General features: G+C 44.3%; 12 protein-coding genes. 1 reads left to right on the forward strand and 11 read right to left on the reverse strand.

The window, feature by feature from the left end:
• Window positions 1–57: 57 nt before the first annotated feature.
• A complete protein-coding gene (locus CDO33_RS14590; protein WP_103081645.1) occupies window positions 58–1,776 on the forward strand; it encodes an AMP-dependent synthetase/ligase in 1,719 nt (572 codons plus the stop codon).
• A gap of 239 nt (window positions 1,777–2,015) precedes the next feature.
• Here CDO33_RS14590 and CDO33_RS14595 read toward each other — a convergent pair whose 3' ends face one another.
• The 11 genes from CDO33_RS14595 to CDO33_RS14650 all read right to left on the reverse strand — a co-directional run bounded on the left by CDO33_RS14595 (window position 2,016) and on the right by CDO33_RS14650 (window position 13,663).
• Window positions 2,016–2,675 carry an HAD family hydrolase gene (locus CDO33_RS14595; protein ID WP_161496513.1) on the reverse strand — a complete coding sequence of 220 codons (660 nt, stop codon included), beginning with the start codon at window positions 2,673–2,675 and terminating at the stop codon, window positions 2,016–2,018.
• Window positions 2,676–2,707: 32 nt separating this feature from the next.
• On the reverse strand, window positions 2,708–3,046 hold the full coding sequence (gene rsfS, locus CDO33_RS14600) for a ribosome silencing factor (RefSeq protein WP_103081643.1): 339 nt from the start codon (window positions 3,044–3,046) through the stop codon (window positions 2,708–2,710).
• A 143-nt stretch (window positions 3,047–3,189) separates the two neighbouring features.
• On the reverse strand, window positions 3,190–3,765 hold the full coding sequence (yqeK, locus tag CDO33_RS14605) for a bis(5'-nucleosyl)-tetraphosphatase (symmetrical) YqeK (protein ID WP_103081642.1): 576 nt from the start codon (window positions 3,763–3,765) through the stop codon (window positions 3,190–3,192).
• 163 nt (window positions 3,766–3,928) lie between these two features.
• Complete coding sequence (gene nadD / locus CDO33_RS14610; RefSeq protein WP_103081641.1) at window positions 3,929–4,555, reverse strand: nicotinate-nucleotide adenylyltransferase; 627 nt, start codon at window positions 4,553–4,555, stop codon at window positions 3,929–3,931.
• A gap of 423 nt (window positions 4,556–4,978) precedes the next feature.
• A complete protein-coding gene (gene purD / locus CDO33_RS14620; RefSeq protein ID WP_103081640.1) occupies window positions 4,979–6,238 on the reverse strand; it encodes a phosphoribosylamine--glycine ligase in 1,260 nt (419 codons plus the stop codon).
• A 69-nt stretch (window positions 6,239–6,307) separates the two neighbouring features.
• Window positions 6,308–7,852, reverse strand: coding sequence for a bifunctional phosphoribosylaminoimidazolecarboxamide formyltransferase/IMP cyclohydrolase (purH, locus tag CDO33_RS14625; protein ID WP_103081639.1), 1,545 nt, complete (start codon window positions 7,850–7,852; stop codon window positions 6,308–6,310).
• A gap of 83 nt (window positions 7,853–7,935) precedes the next feature.
• Entirely contained in the window at window positions 7,936–8,568 is a 633-nt protein-coding gene (purN, locus tag CDO33_RS14630) for a phosphoribosylglycinamide formyltransferase (protein ID WP_103081638.1), read from the reverse strand.
• Window positions 8,562–9,584 carry a phosphoribosylformylglycinamidine cyclo-ligase gene (gene purM / locus CDO33_RS14635; RefSeq protein ID WP_103081637.1) on the reverse strand — a complete coding sequence of 341 codons (1,023 nt, stop codon included), beginning with the start codon at window positions 9,582–9,584 and terminating at the stop codon, window positions 8,562–8,564. The genes purN and purM overlap by 7 nt, the downstream gene beginning before the upstream one ends.
• A 204-nt stretch (window positions 9,585–9,788) precedes the next feature.
• Window positions 9,789–11,213 carry an amidophosphoribosyltransferase gene (gene purF / locus CDO33_RS14640; protein ID WP_103081636.1) on the reverse strand — a complete coding sequence of 475 codons (1,425 nt, stop codon included), beginning with the start codon at window positions 11,211–11,213 and terminating at the stop codon, window positions 9,789–9,791.
• A gap of 198 nt (window positions 11,214–11,411) precedes the next feature.
• Window positions 11,412–11,921, reverse strand: coding sequence for a 5-(carboxyamino)imidazole ribonucleotide mutase (gene purE, locus CDO33_RS14645; protein WP_274540089.1), 510 nt, complete (start codon window positions 11,919–11,921; stop codon window positions 11,412–11,414).
• Window positions 11,922–12,253: 332 nt separating this feature from the next.
• Window positions 12,254–13,663: an NCS2 family permease gene (locus tag CDO33_RS14650; RefSeq protein ID WP_103081635.1), complete on the reverse strand. Its 1,410-nt coding sequence runs from the start codon at window positions 13,661–13,663 to the stop codon at window positions 12,254–12,256.
• Between the last annotated feature and the right edge of the window lie 183 nt (window positions 13,664–13,846).

Raw genomic sequence — 13,846 nt, forward strand, 5'->3', positions numbered from 1 at the left:
TGTTTTTATTATATAATAGTTATGCAGCTTTTACAGTTATATTAAAGGAGTGAGAATATGACTTCGGAACCACGCTATAGCGTAAGGCCAATACGGAATCTGAAGGACATGCTCGCACAGAGTGTCCGGCTTTATGGTGAAAACAATGCTTTTCTTCTGAAAGACGACAACAATAATTACCGGGGTGTAAAATATAAGGAATATAACAGTGATATTGAAGGTCTTGGAACCGCTCTCATCAATCTTGGCCTGAAGGACAAATACATTGCGGTGATCGGTGAAAACAGATATGAATGGACTGTATCTTATCTGGCTGTAGTGAATGGAACGGGAGTAGTCGTACCTCTTGACAAGGACCTTCCTTTGCAGGAACTTCAAAACCTCCTGGAAAGATCTGGCGCCAGTGCGGTAATATTCTCCGGCAAGCTGGAAAATGAATTTAGGAAGGTACAGGCATCAGTACCGTCGGTAAAGTATTTTATTAATATGGACAGCGAGGAGGACGATGGGAGTTTCCTCTCATACCGTCGCCTTATCGAGAAAGGAAAGCAGCTTGTTCAGGCCGGTGACACATCTTTTATCGATGCAGAAATCGATGATGAGGCAATGAGCATTTTGCTCTTTACGTCCGGTACTACCGACCTTGCCAAGGGAGTAATGCTTTCCCATAAAAATATATGCTCAAATATTATGGCTGTATGTTCTTCCCTTTATATAGATGACAAGGACAGCGCCCTTTCCATACTGCCCTTACATCATACATATGAGTGCACTTGCGGGTTCCTGGTTATGATATATAATGGCTGTACCATATCCTTCATCGAAGGCCTGAGGCATATAGTCAAGAACATGCAGGAGACCAAGCCTTCGATAATAATGGCTGTGCCCCTTATCCTGGAAGGCATGTACAAAAAAATATGGGACAAAGTTTCCAAGAATCCGGTACATAAATATAAGTTAAAGGCAGCTGTCGCAATAAGTGATTTCCTTTATCATGTCCTTAAAATTGATATAAGGAAAAAGCTTTTCAAGCAAATTCATGACAACTTCGGAGGCCGTTTAAGGCTCGTCATATCAGGAGCTGCCGCCATCGATCCGAAGGCTTTGAAAGGTCTTAGGTCCTTCGGTCTTAATGTGCTGCAAGGCTACGGATTGACCGAATGCTCCCCTATAGTGACTGTTAACCGGGAAGAAGCCCATATCAATAGCTCGATAGGTTTGCCGCTTCCGGGAGTAGAAGTGCAGCTGGCGGATATCGGTCCCGATGGTGTGGGCGAGCTGATTGTTAAAGGTGATAATGTGATGCTCGGCTATTTCAAGAATGAAGCCGCCACACAAAAGGTTATGAAGGATGGATGGTTTTACACCGGCGATCTGGGACGCCTTGATGAAAAAGGATTCTTTTATATAACCGGAAGAAAGAAAAATGTCATCGTCACCAAAAACGGCAAGAACATATTCCCTGAGGAGGTTGAGACCTACCTCAACAGAAGCCCGTATATACAAGAATCTCTGGTATGGGGCAAATACGACCAGATTACGGGTGAAACCTTCGTAAATGCGCAGATTTATCCCGATTTAGAGGCGATAAAGCAAAAATTAAAGACAAATGAGGTAAGCCAGGAAGACATTCACAGGATAATCAGCGCCGAAATAAAGGCCGTAAATCATTCCATGCCGTTATACAAGCATGTGCGCGGATTTACCATACGCGAAAACGAGTTCGCTAAAACTACCACCAAGAAGATTAAACGCTATGCCGAAAAGGTAGGTTGATTAAAAAGCCGGCTGTCCGTCAATGGAACAGCCGGCTTTTTATGAATAATCGACTCAGTCTTTCCTGAAATTAACTCATTTCGTTAGCATTTTCAACAGTATAGCTCCCAGTTAAGGAATTAATATGCTTGCTGCGGGACAAATCGATTCCCTTCGTTTAGGATTTGCCTTATACTTCCCTGCACCAACTGTCTCAATTAACTCCCCACGATTCTGTCTCAAATTAGCTGCACAGCAAATTAAATGATGATATCAGTCAGCTTTATAATATCATCCACTATATAGTCGGGAGATGCTTTAAGCAAATCCTCGGTGGAGCCTATACCGTAGGTGACACCGCAGGTATAAGTTCCTGCTGCTTTACCGGCCTCAACATCGGTGTAGGTGTCTCCTATCATAATAGTCTTTTTCGGGTCCTCTCCGAAAGCATCCAAAACTTTAAGGATCCCTTCAGGATCAGGCTTTAATTTTTTGAGCGACTCAGGGCCAATCACGATGTTGAAGCGGTCTGCAACCCCAAGCTTGTCCAGTATGCTCAAACTGATATCCTCAGGCTTGTTAGTCACCAGGGCAATCTTTTTACCCTTAAAAAAATCCAGCGTCTCTTCAACATTTTTATAAAGCTTTGTTTCTTTAACACTGTTGTCCAGATAGTATTTTTTGTAAAAAGATATCGCTTCACGGATGACTTCATCATCACAGCCTTTAAAGCACGACCTTATCAGGTTATCCGCGCCCCATCCTATATAGCTTATAATCTCATCCCTGGGCAGAGGCGGCCTGCCAAAGTGCTTGAGAGAGTACTCCACCGCACCGGCTATATCGTCCCTGGAATCTATGATAACTCCATCAAAGTCGAATATTAACACATTGATATAAGGTTTTTGATTTTTATGCACAATTGATCCCCTAACTTTTTATATCCCGTAAGTTATTTATAAGTGATGATTCCGTCGGACCAAAGCCTTTCAAGGTTATAGAATTTCCTGTCTTCATCATGGAATATGTGGACTACTACCTCACCATAATCCAACAGTATCCATCTGAAGCTGTTATAACCTTCCTTGTGAAGCATAGTGTACCCTGCCTCTGCAGCCTTTTCTTCCACGCTGTCGGCAAGGGCTTTCAAATGCGTGCTGGATGTTCCGCTGCATATTACAAAATAATCGGCCAGGATTGATATGTTTTCAATGTTTATAATATTGATTTCCTTAGCCTTTTTGTCCTGGAGAGCATCCACAACCATATCAACAAGTTTTTTTGAGTCCAATAAATAATCCTTCCTTTCCCATAAACACATGAAATTGTATTTTCACTGCAATATCCTATTCAGGTAAGCTTTTGGCCTTCATTCCCTGAGTCAGGATATTGAAATCCCTTCAGTATATAATAGTAAAATCCATCCTTGGTTTGTTACCATCTTTTATTGATTTCATTGATTAGATAGTTTCTTGAGTTAACAGTATCAATGTGGAGCAGCGCTCCCTTGGAAAGCACATACCTTATGCTGCCGTCCAGAGCGGCAAGTACCGCCTTGTCCAGGTCGACAAAAGCATCCTTCCGTATTTCATCCACACCTTTAAAGTTTCTTGAAGGCTCTATTATGTCTGCCACAAATACTATTTTTTCCAACAGACTCATATTCTCCCGGCCTGTGGTGTGGTAGCATACGGCATCCAACACTTCCCTGTCGCTTACTCCATACACTTCCTCGGCAAGCTTTGATCCCAAAGGCCCGTGAAGCAATTCCGGCTGCGTTCTGCACACATCGTCCACTGGAATATGATATCTTTCACATAATTCAAACAATACTTCTCCCTTGATTTCCCGGGCACAATCATGAAGCAGTCCTGCCATAGCCGCTTTGCTCTCATCTGCTCCATACGTTTGAGCCAGCTTCACCGAAGTGTTCATAACCCCTATTGTATGATTAAACCTTCCCGGTTTCAATATTTTTTTAAGTTCACGCTTGATCTCGTCTATCGTCATAATATCTCCTCTTGGCACCGGCATTCCATATATTGCTCATCTCTGTACCGGTTGCTCAGCCCGGCACTGGATTTCATCAGAAGGATGCTCCAGCTTTTCGCGCCTTGTCCAAAGATTGGTTTAACGACGCCATGCCTGGTACGGCCGGTTTTTGGAGCGCTGTTTACGCAAAATCCTTGTAAAGCCCGTGCTCCATAATATATTGCTCCACTTTTTCAGGAACAAGATACTTTATTGATTTATTATTTCCCACCTTGCTCCTTATAGTTGTGGAAGAAATATCAATAAGAGGCATCTTTGCAATGTGAATTCTGGCGCCATAACGGTTTTTCAAATTATCAATCTCATGGGTAAAATCCTTCTCTTCAAATCCTGGTCTTAGGGTAGCGATAAACTCGCACATTTGAAAGACCTTTTCATACTGCCTCCAGGTCAGCAGGTCACGTATCACATCCGCCCCGACTATAAAAAACAGTTGGACATCCCAGCCGTACTCCTGCTTCAGTTGGGACAATGTATCCACCGTGTATGTGTATCCCTGCCTGTCTATTTCCATGCGTGATACCCTGAAGTATGGGTTGGTTTCTACCGCAAGGCGGGTCATATTATACCTGTGTTCAGCATCGGTAACCCTTGAAATATTTTTGTGCGGTGTTAGTCCCACCGGTATGAAAATTATCTCATCCAGTTGAAACTCTTCCCTTATGGTTTCAGCGGCTATCAAATGCCCATGATGCACAGGGTCGAATGTTCCTCCTGAAATACCAATTCTTTTGTGCTTCTCAGCCATTTACCATACCTTCATTTGTCTATATTTGTACTATATTTGTACTCCACAGCTGAAAAATATTATAGCATAATTGAATTTTTTCATAAAGGTTAAATTTTATATCAGGGTAAGCCTTCATTCCAGTGGCTAAAGTCATGGACTTCCGGCTAAATTTACTGTAAGGTATCCCTGATGCCTCTAAAGGGCAGCAATGTTGCAAATAATCAAACTTTACTTTCCACTTTCCATAGGTAAGCAGGAAAAGAAAATGCTGCATGAAAATCAAACTGAAATGACTGCGCTTCACACCATGGTAGAGCAGGTTGGAGCTGTCTCAAAACAGAATTTGAGACAGCTCCTTTTTATGTGGTGCATCCAGCTTCACTGAAAGTTCACATATAAAAAAGGGGGTGTTACACCCCCTGCTGGTATGCAAACTAACTACTATTTTAACCCTATATCCTTCCTGAAATGCATATCTTTGAAGCTTATCCTGCCAACCCCCTGGTAAGCTTTCTTTATAGCTTCATCCAGACTGCCTGCCGTAGCGGTAACTCCCAGAACCCGTCCGCCTGCCGTAAAATATGCTCCGTTTTCCTTTTTGGTTCCGGCATGGAATACTACAATATCCCCATCGGATTCAGCATTCTGTATGCCGGTAATCTCATAGCCCGTAGCATATTTCCCAGGGTATCCTCCCGATGCCATTATCACACATACGGCTGCGTTATCTTCCCATTCTATTTTAATGGAATCCAGCTCTTCATCGATTACGGCATTGAATATCTCCACAATATCCGTCTTTAACCTGGGCAGAACCACCTGGGTTTCAGGATCACCAAATCTGGCATTGTACTCCAGCACCTTAGGACCGTCACTGGTAAGTATCAGTCCGAAATACAGCACTCCTTTAAACTTCCGGCCTTCTTTGCTCATTGCCTCTATGGTGGGCTTATATATCTTCTCCATGCAGTACTCAGCAATTTCCGGAGTATATATCCTGCTGGGAGAAAAGGTTCCCATTCCTCCGGTATTTGGTCCCTGGTCATTGTCCAGCGCCCGTTTGTGATCCTGGGAGCTCACCATGGGGACCACAGTTTTGCCATCGGTGAAGGAAAGCACCGACACCTCCTGACCGGTAAGAAACTCTTCAATTACCACCTTGTCGCCGGATGCGCCGAAGATTTTTTCTTCCATAATGCTGTTTACTGCATCCCGCGCTTCCTCAAAGTTCTGCGCTATGACGACGCCCTTTCCCAGAGCCAGGCCATCAGCTTTTACAACTATAGGGTACTTGCTGTTTTTAAGATATTCCACTGCATCCCTGCTGTTGTCAAAAACTTCATACTCAGCAGTGGGAATGCCGTACTTTTTCATCAAAGCCTTGGAAAAGGATTTGCTCCCTTCTATTATGGCGGCCTTTTTCGTAGGACCGAAGGCTCTTATGCCTGCCTCTTCCAGCGCATCCACCATCCCTGCTGCCAGAGGATCATCCGGTGCGACCACCACCATATCCAGACTTTTGTCCAGCGAGAATTGCACAATTTTTTCTATATCCATTGCTTTTATGGGTACACACTCAGCAATGGATGCTATTCCACCATTGCCCGGCGCACAATAAATCTTGTCCACCAGTGGGCTCTGGGCGATTTTCCATACCAGGGCATGTTCCCTGCCTCCACTGCCTACTACCAGTATTTTCATATACTCCTCCGTAATTTGCATAGGACTAATCTCTGCTTTTAAAGCCATTCCTGCTTTCTGAATGTCCCATTAATGTTTAAAATGCCTTATCCCGGTAAATATCATTGCAATACCATATTTATTGCAGGCATCGATGGATTCCTGATCCTTTATGGAGCCTCCCGGCTGGATTATTGCAGTTATACCGGCTTTGGCTGCAGCCTCCACACAATCCGGAAAAGGAAAGAAGGCATCCGATGCCATAACTGCGCCTTTAGACCTTTCACCAGCATATTCAATGGCAATTCTGGCAGCCATTATCCTATTGGTCTGTCCAGGGCCAACCCCCAGCGACTGCTTGTTCCTGGCCAAGGCTATTCCATTGGATTTGCTGTGCTTTACAACCTTCATCGCAAATATCAGGTCTTCCAGCTCATCCTGAGTGGGTTTCTTTTCGGTTACGCACCTCAAATCATCCATATTGATCAATTGATTGTTGTAGGTTTGAACCAGAAGTCCTCCCGCCACCTTCTTCATGTCATATGTGCCCTCGGGAAGCTTTGCAGAAATGTTGTCCAACTGCAATATCCTGATGTTCTTCTTTTGGGAAAGTATTTCAAAGGCTTCTTTTGTGTAAGATGGCGCGATAACAATCTCTATAAATATCTTGTTGATTTCTGAGGCCGTCCTTTCATCAATCTCCCGGTTGGCCACTATTATACCTCCAAAAATGGAAACCGGGTCGGCTTCATAGGCCTTTATATATGCATCATATATGTTGTCGGCACTGGCCACACCGCATGGATTGGCATGCTTGACCGCCACCACCGTAGGCTCGTCAAATTCCTTTATCAAATCCAGAGCGCCGTTGGCATCATTTATGTTGTTAAACGACAGCTCTTTTCCATGAAGCTGTTTTGCCGATGAAATGCATCCAGAATTTGATCCCACTTCTCTGTAGAAAACGGCTTTCTGATGAGGGTTTTCTCCATATCTCATATCCTGCACCTTTTCAAAGGTCAGGGTGAGGTTCTCCGGGAAGAATTCCTCTCCCAGTTGTTCCTTCATATACTTTGAAATCAAGGTGTCATAATGGCTGGTAAGCTCAAAAACCTTGTAAGCCAGCTTGAACTTGGTTTTTACCGAAACATCGCCGGTTTCATCCATTTCCTTCAGCACAGCGTCATAATCGGACGGGTCCACAATCACCACCACATCCTGATAGTTTTTTGCAGCCGCCCTGAGCATGGTAGGTCCTCCGATGTCTATGTTTTCGATGGCTTCTTCCAACTGCACATTGTCCTTTAATATGGTTTCTTTAAAAGGATACAAATTTATGACCACCATATCAATGGTGTCGATATTGAGTTCCTTAAGCTGGCGCATATGCTCCTCATCGCTTCTTATAGCCAGCAGCCCGGCATGTATTTTGGGATGCAGCGTCTTTACCCTACCGTCAAGGCATTCAGGAAAGCCTGTTATATCCGATACGTTAACCACCTTGATCCCTGCGTCCATCAAGGTCTTGGCAGTGCCCCCCGTGGATATGATTTCAATTCCACGCTTCTCCAATTCCCGTGCAAAACCGATAATCCCGGTCTTGTCCGATACGCTTATCAATGCACGCTTTATCATATATTTCACACTCCTGACATATTATCCATATATCCTGTTTAAATCCGGCGCGGCTGCCTTAGTTTATAAGCACCGAAACCGCTTTATACGCCGGAGTTAATTCTGACTTTTCGTCCTTCCACTGTGATCCTGCCTTCGGCGAACAGCTTTATCGCTTCCGGCAGTATATTCCATTCAGCCTCCTCCATAACTCTTTTCTGAAGAGTTTCCGGGGTATCATCATCCTTGACGCAGACGGCTTTCTGCAGAATGATGGCACCGGCATCGGCCTCGAGATCAACAAAATGCACTGTAGCCCCGGTCACCTTTACTCCGTACTCCAGAGCTTTGATATGCGGGATCAGTCCATAATAGCCTTTTCCGCAGAAAGAAGGTATGAGGGAAGGATGAACATTGATTATCCGGTTTTTATATCTTGTAATAAAGGTTTCTCCCAGGATGGACAGGAAGCCTGCCATCACCACCAGATCGACATCATATTTGCTGAAATGCTCGATCAATGCTCTGTCATACTCGTCAACCCCTGCATAATCCTTCCTGGGTATGCAGACAGCAGGTATGCCATGCCTGTTTGCCCGTTCCAACGCATATGCTCCCGGTCTGCTGGACACAACAGTCACTATGGAGCAGTCCTTCAAGTACCCGCTGTTTATTTTATCAATTATTGCCTGAAGGTTTGTGCCGCCACCTGAAACCAGCACTCCAATTCTTAACATATATCCACTCCTGAATCTCCTTTAATCAACTCGCCGATTATATATGCCTTCTCACCTTTTTCATTAAGGTATGCAGCCACATCCCCGGCAATATTTCTATCCACTGCCATTACCATACCGATTCCCATGTTAAAGGTATTAAACATATCCTTCTCCGGAATGTCCCCTATCTTCTGTATGAGGCTGAAAATGGGAAGCACCGGCCAGGTTCCTTTGTTTATCCTTACTCTAAGGCCTTCCGGCACCATTCTCGGTATGTTTTCTATAAAGCCTCCTCCGGTGATATGAGAAATACCCTTTATCTCAAATCTTTCTATCAAATCCGCCACCGTCTTGACATATATCCGTGTAGGCTTCAGCAGTTCCTCTCCCAGGGTTGTGCCCAGGGATTCCACATACTCATTAAGCTTTTCCCGGGTGGGGTTAAATACCTTTCTCACCAGGGAATAACCATTGCTGTGGATACCGGACGAAGCCAGCCCTATGAGGACATCTCCTTCCTCTATGCTTTTTCCGTCAATTATCCTGCTTTTATCCACTATGCCCACTGCAAATCCTGCCACATCATATTCATTCTCCGGGTAAAATCCCGGCATTTCAGCAGTTTCGCCTCCTATCAGCGAGCATCCGGCCATTACACATCCGTCGGCTACACCCTTTACGATATTGGCCACCTTTTCAGGCCTGTTTTTTCCCACTGCGATATAATCCAGAAAAAACAGAGGTTCAGCACCACTGCATGCAATATCGTTCACACACATGGCGACACAATCTATTCCTATGGTATCATGCTTGTCCATAAGGAATGCTATTTTCAGCTTCGTACCTACTCCATCGGTTCCCGACACCAGAACCGGCTCTTTAAACTTAGCCTTGTCCAGGGCAAACAGACCTCCGAATCCTCCTATATCCGTCAACACTTCAGGTCTGAAAGTCCTTCTCACATGATCTCGCATCAGCCTGACTGCTTCATAGCCAGCTTCCACATCCACTCCGGATTCTTTATATGTTGTCATTGGATCACTCCTGTCCGCATTATTTTACAGCCTGATGATAAATCCTGCTGTAAAAGCCAATTTTACAGTAAATCAAATTTAATATAACTGGGTTGAAAACATCCGCCGCATCTCAAAATAGGCTCCTGTGCCATTGCAGCGCGGCAACACGGCTTAAGTTCCCAATCTTCATTTTGTTAGTTCCACACCGCATCGGCAGGTGCTTTATCTTTTTCCACCGCACAAATATTTGCTTCCTTCCCCGGGAACCTCCATGGGATATTCGCCGGTGAAACAGGCGCTGCAAAAACCACATTTTGCTCCCACCGGTGTCTTGAGAAGTCCCTCAAGGCTGAGATAACCCAAGCTGTCGGCCCCTATCAGCTGCCGGACTTCTTCTATTGAGCTGATGGAAGCCACCAGCTGCTTGCCGGATGGTATATCAACTCCAAAATAACATGGATACTTCATAGGCGGTGAGCTCACCCTCATGTGCACCTCTTTTGCTCCCGCATCCTTCAAAGCCTTGATAATTCTCTTGGTGGTCGTTCCCCTTACTATGGAATCGTCTATTATGACAAGCCTTTTTCCCTCTATCGCATTTTTCATTACGTTCAATTTGATTTTTACGCCCATTTCCCTTTGCTCCTGATCCGGCTGTATGAACGTTCTTCCTATGTACCGGTTTTTCAGAAGACCCTGCCCATATGGAATTCCCGATTCCATGGAATAACCTATTGCTGCCGTGATCCCCGAGTCAGGCGCACCGATGACCAAATCAGCTTCCACAGGATGCTCTATAGCCAGTCTTCTTCCGGCTTCCAGCCTCGCCTGATATACGCTTGCACCGTCCAAAAAGCTGTCCGGTCTGGCGAAATAGATGAATTCGAATATGCAAAGCCGTGACTCCTCTTTTATATCCATTTCTATGGAGCTTATGCCTTCTTCGCTGATTGTGACGATTTCTCCCGGTTTCACATCTCTGATGAATTTGGCGCCTATAGCATCCAAGGCACAGCTTTCCGATGCCAGCACATAGGAGTTGCCCAAAAGCCCTATGCAGAGGGGCCTTATCCCCAGAGGATCTCTTATTCCTATGAGCTTATCCGGTGTGAGCAGCAGGATGGAATAAGAGCCACGCACATCCTGCATCATTTTTTGTATCGCTTCTTCTACTTTTCCGCATATCAGGCTGTATCTCGATATCAGATTCAATATGACTTCAGAATCATTGGTAGATTGGAATATTAGACCGTCTTCTTCCAGCTTTTCTCTCAAATTAGACGCATTGACCAGATTACCGTTATGGGCCAGAGCCAGCTGTCCGTTCCTGTACTTAATCACCATGGGCTGGGCATTTTCCCTGGAGTTAGCTCCCGTCGTTGAATAACGCACATGGCTTATTGCAATCCTGCCCTTTAGGTGATTCAATATCACTTCATTAAACACTTCAGGAACCAGGCCCATATCTTTATGGTACAAGATGGTACCATTATCATTCACAGCTATTCCCGCACTCTCTTGTCCACGGTGTTGCAGTGCATATAATGCATAGTAAGACATCCGCGCAACATCATGGCCATCCTTGTCAAAAATGCCAAATACCCCGCATTCTTCTCTCAGTTTGTCCCTTCTGAAACCTTTTCTCATTTGACTTACCTCTATCCAATTATGAATTCTTCTTGATTAAGATTTTTGTATTCCTGCTTCATCAACCGCACAATATGCAGCCTCCCCAGGCGTTAATTCGGACAGCTCCTGTCCTATTGCGCCCCTACCTATGGCCAATGCCACAAAATAAAGACGCTAATCTTTCAACGAATTCATACTATTTATTCAATATTCTGCTTAATCAATATCCTGCAGTTTGCTTTTCAAAGCTTTGTTCTTTTCCTCCACCTTGTCTGCCAGCTTCTTCTTATAGTCTTTCAGCATCGCCCTAAACTCCGGATACCCTACGGACAAAATCTGGATTGCCAGCAGTGCCGCATTGTCGGCACCATCTATGGCAACTGTCGCCACAGGGATGCCGCTGGGCATCTGGACTATGGAAAGTAAAGAATCCATGCCGTCCAGCGTTGATGATTTTATTGGAATTCCAATTACAGGAAGGGTGGTATAGGCTGCCAGAACCCCTGGAAGATGCGCCGCTTTTCCTGCAGCGGCGATAATTACGTCAATGCCGTTTTTTTCTGCGTTTTTTGCAAACTCAGCAGCTTTATCGGGTGTTCTGTGAGCAGAGCAAACCATTGCCTCCACTTCCACTCCAAATTCTTTCAATATGCCAAAACAGCTCTTCAAAACCGGCAGATCCGAATCGCTGCCCATTACAACCGCCACTTTAGGCTTCTTTTCCACTCAAATCATCTCCTGTATCCGTATTTTTAACATTCATTCCCTACACAATTCATATGTCCCATAGCTCATTTTCCATTAATGCCGCTTACACGCCATTAATGCTGTCTGTTATTCATGCTGTATTCAATCGGTAACTTTTTTTGCAGATTGGCTTTATCAGAAAACTACCTTAAGACGGCATTTTCAGCTTTCGGTTCGAGGGACAAAAGCCACATGGCTCTTCGGTCTCCTCTTTTCCTGCTTCGGATTTTCAAAACCCGTCTGTTAAAAAACGGGCTTTGAAAGTCCGAAGCCCGGCTCGAAAGAAAAAGCCGGACTTCGTTTTGACTCGATTAGAGTCCTAAAATTCCTGCTATTACAAAGTTAATCAGGAAGAGTGCACTAACTATATACATTATAGGATGTACTTCTTTTGCTTTTCCTGTTACCACTTTAGCTATTACATGAACTATAAATCCGGCGGCAATACCGTTGGATATGCTGTAGCTGAATGCCATAACAGCTACGGTAAGGAATGCCGGAAGAGCTTCCGAAAATTCTTCCCAGTCTATTTTCTTGAAAGCACCTGCCATAAGTATACCAACTATTATAAGAGCCGGAGCTGTAGCTGCAGACGGAACTGCTCCTGCAATCGGAGTAAGGAACAAGCATGCGAGGAAAAGAATTGCTGTAACTACTGAAGTAAGTCCGGTCCTTCCTCCTTCTGCTATACCTGCAGCACTCTCAACATAAGTGGTGGTATTGCTGGTACCGAACAATGCGCCTATGGATGTAGCGGTCGCATCTGCAAACAAGGCTTTATCCAGCTTGGATTTGAAACCTTTGCCGCTGAACAGGGCAGCTTCATCTTTATCATCAAATATTCCGCTCTTTCTACCGGTTCCTATAAAGGTTCCTATTGTATCAAAAGTATCGGACATGCTGAAAGCAAGAATGGTTGAAAGCACTACGAATATGCGGGAAGTGTCACTGAAAAGTCCTGAAAAATCCAATTTTAAGAAAGTATCGGATATAGCTTTAACTGAATGGCTGTCTCCGCTGAAACTGGTAATTCCCATAGGTATACCTATAAGTGTTGTTGCAATAACCCCGATAAGTATAGCACCTTTAACCCTGAGAAGCATGAGCACGATCATTATTACCAATCCGATGAGCGCCAGCTGCGCATTCTTGTCAGTGAAGTTAACCAACGCAGGAACAGCTCCTCCACCGGCAACAACAGTAGCAACTTCACCGGAACCATCCTTGATTACTGAAAGGAAGGGAGCATCTGCTGTGAACTTAATAAACTGAGCATTCTTAACACCTATATAAGCAATGAAAAGTCCTATACCTCCTCCGATCGCATGCTGCAGAGATACAGGAATCGCCTTTATGATGGACTTCCTTATCTGAGTAACTGTAATAATTATATTTATAATACCACATATAAATACTATAGCCAGTGCTTGCTGCCAGCTAAACCCTAAAGCAAAGCAGACCGTATAGGTAAAGAAAGCATTTAAACCCATGCCCGGAGCCTGTGCATAAGGAACATTGGCAACCAGAGCCATAATCAAAGTGCCGATAACCGCTGCAATGATAGTTGCTACGAACACTCCGTCCCAAGGCATTCCGGTCTGGGAAAGGATGCTCGGATTAACAAAAATAATATAAGCCATAGTAAAAAATGTAGTTATACCTGCCACAACTTCAGTACGTACATTTGTGCCGTTTTCTTTCAATTTGAAAAACTTGTCCACTTTACAACAACCTCCTCATTTTAATCAAACTTAAATAACGTGCTATGAACTGCAACCAGTTACTTACTTTGTGGACTATCACCTCCATATATTATCCGCACAAAATTAAAAAAGGCATACAGTTTTTGAAAATCTGTTTGCCTATGATTCAGAAAGTGAACGTCATTTATGCTGCAGTAGGTA

It is taken from the genome of Clostridium thermosuccinogenes (genome assembly GCF_002896855.1).
In the GTDB taxonomy this organism is placed as follows: Bacteria; Bacillota; Clostridia; order Acetivibrionales; family DSM-5807; genus Pseudoclostridium; species Pseudoclostridium thermosuccinogenes.

Coding starts and splice junctions, on each gene's coding strand:
- purM (WP_103081637.1), bottom strand. CDS start 9,584: ATGACAACATATAAAGAATCCGGAGTGGATGTGGAAGCTGGCTATGAA.
- yqeK (WP_103081642.1), bottom strand. CDS start 3,765: ATGACGATAGACGAGATCAAGCGTGAACTTAAAAAAATATTGAAACCG.
- purD (WP_103081640.1), bottom strand. CDS start 6,238: ATGAAAATACTGGTAGTAGGCAGTGGAGGCAGGGAACATGCCCTGGTA.
- purH (WP_103081639.1), bottom strand. CDS start 7,852: ATGATAAAGCGTGCATTGATAAGCGTATCGGACAAGACCGGGATTATC.
- CDO33_RS14590 (WP_103081645.1), top strand. CDS start 58: ATGACTTCGGAACCACGCTATAGCGTAAGGCCAATACGGAATCTGAAG.
- nadD (WP_103081641.1), bottom strand. CDS start 4,555: ATGGCTGAGAAGCACAAAAGAATTGGTATTTCAGGAGGAACATTCGAC.
- purF (WP_103081636.1), bottom strand. CDS start 11,213: ATGAGAAAAGGTTTCAGAAGGGACAAACTGAGAGAAGAATGCGGGGTA.
- purN (WP_103081638.1), bottom strand. CDS start 8,568: ATGTTAAGAATTGGAGTGCTGGTTTCAGGTGGCGGCACAAACCTTCAG.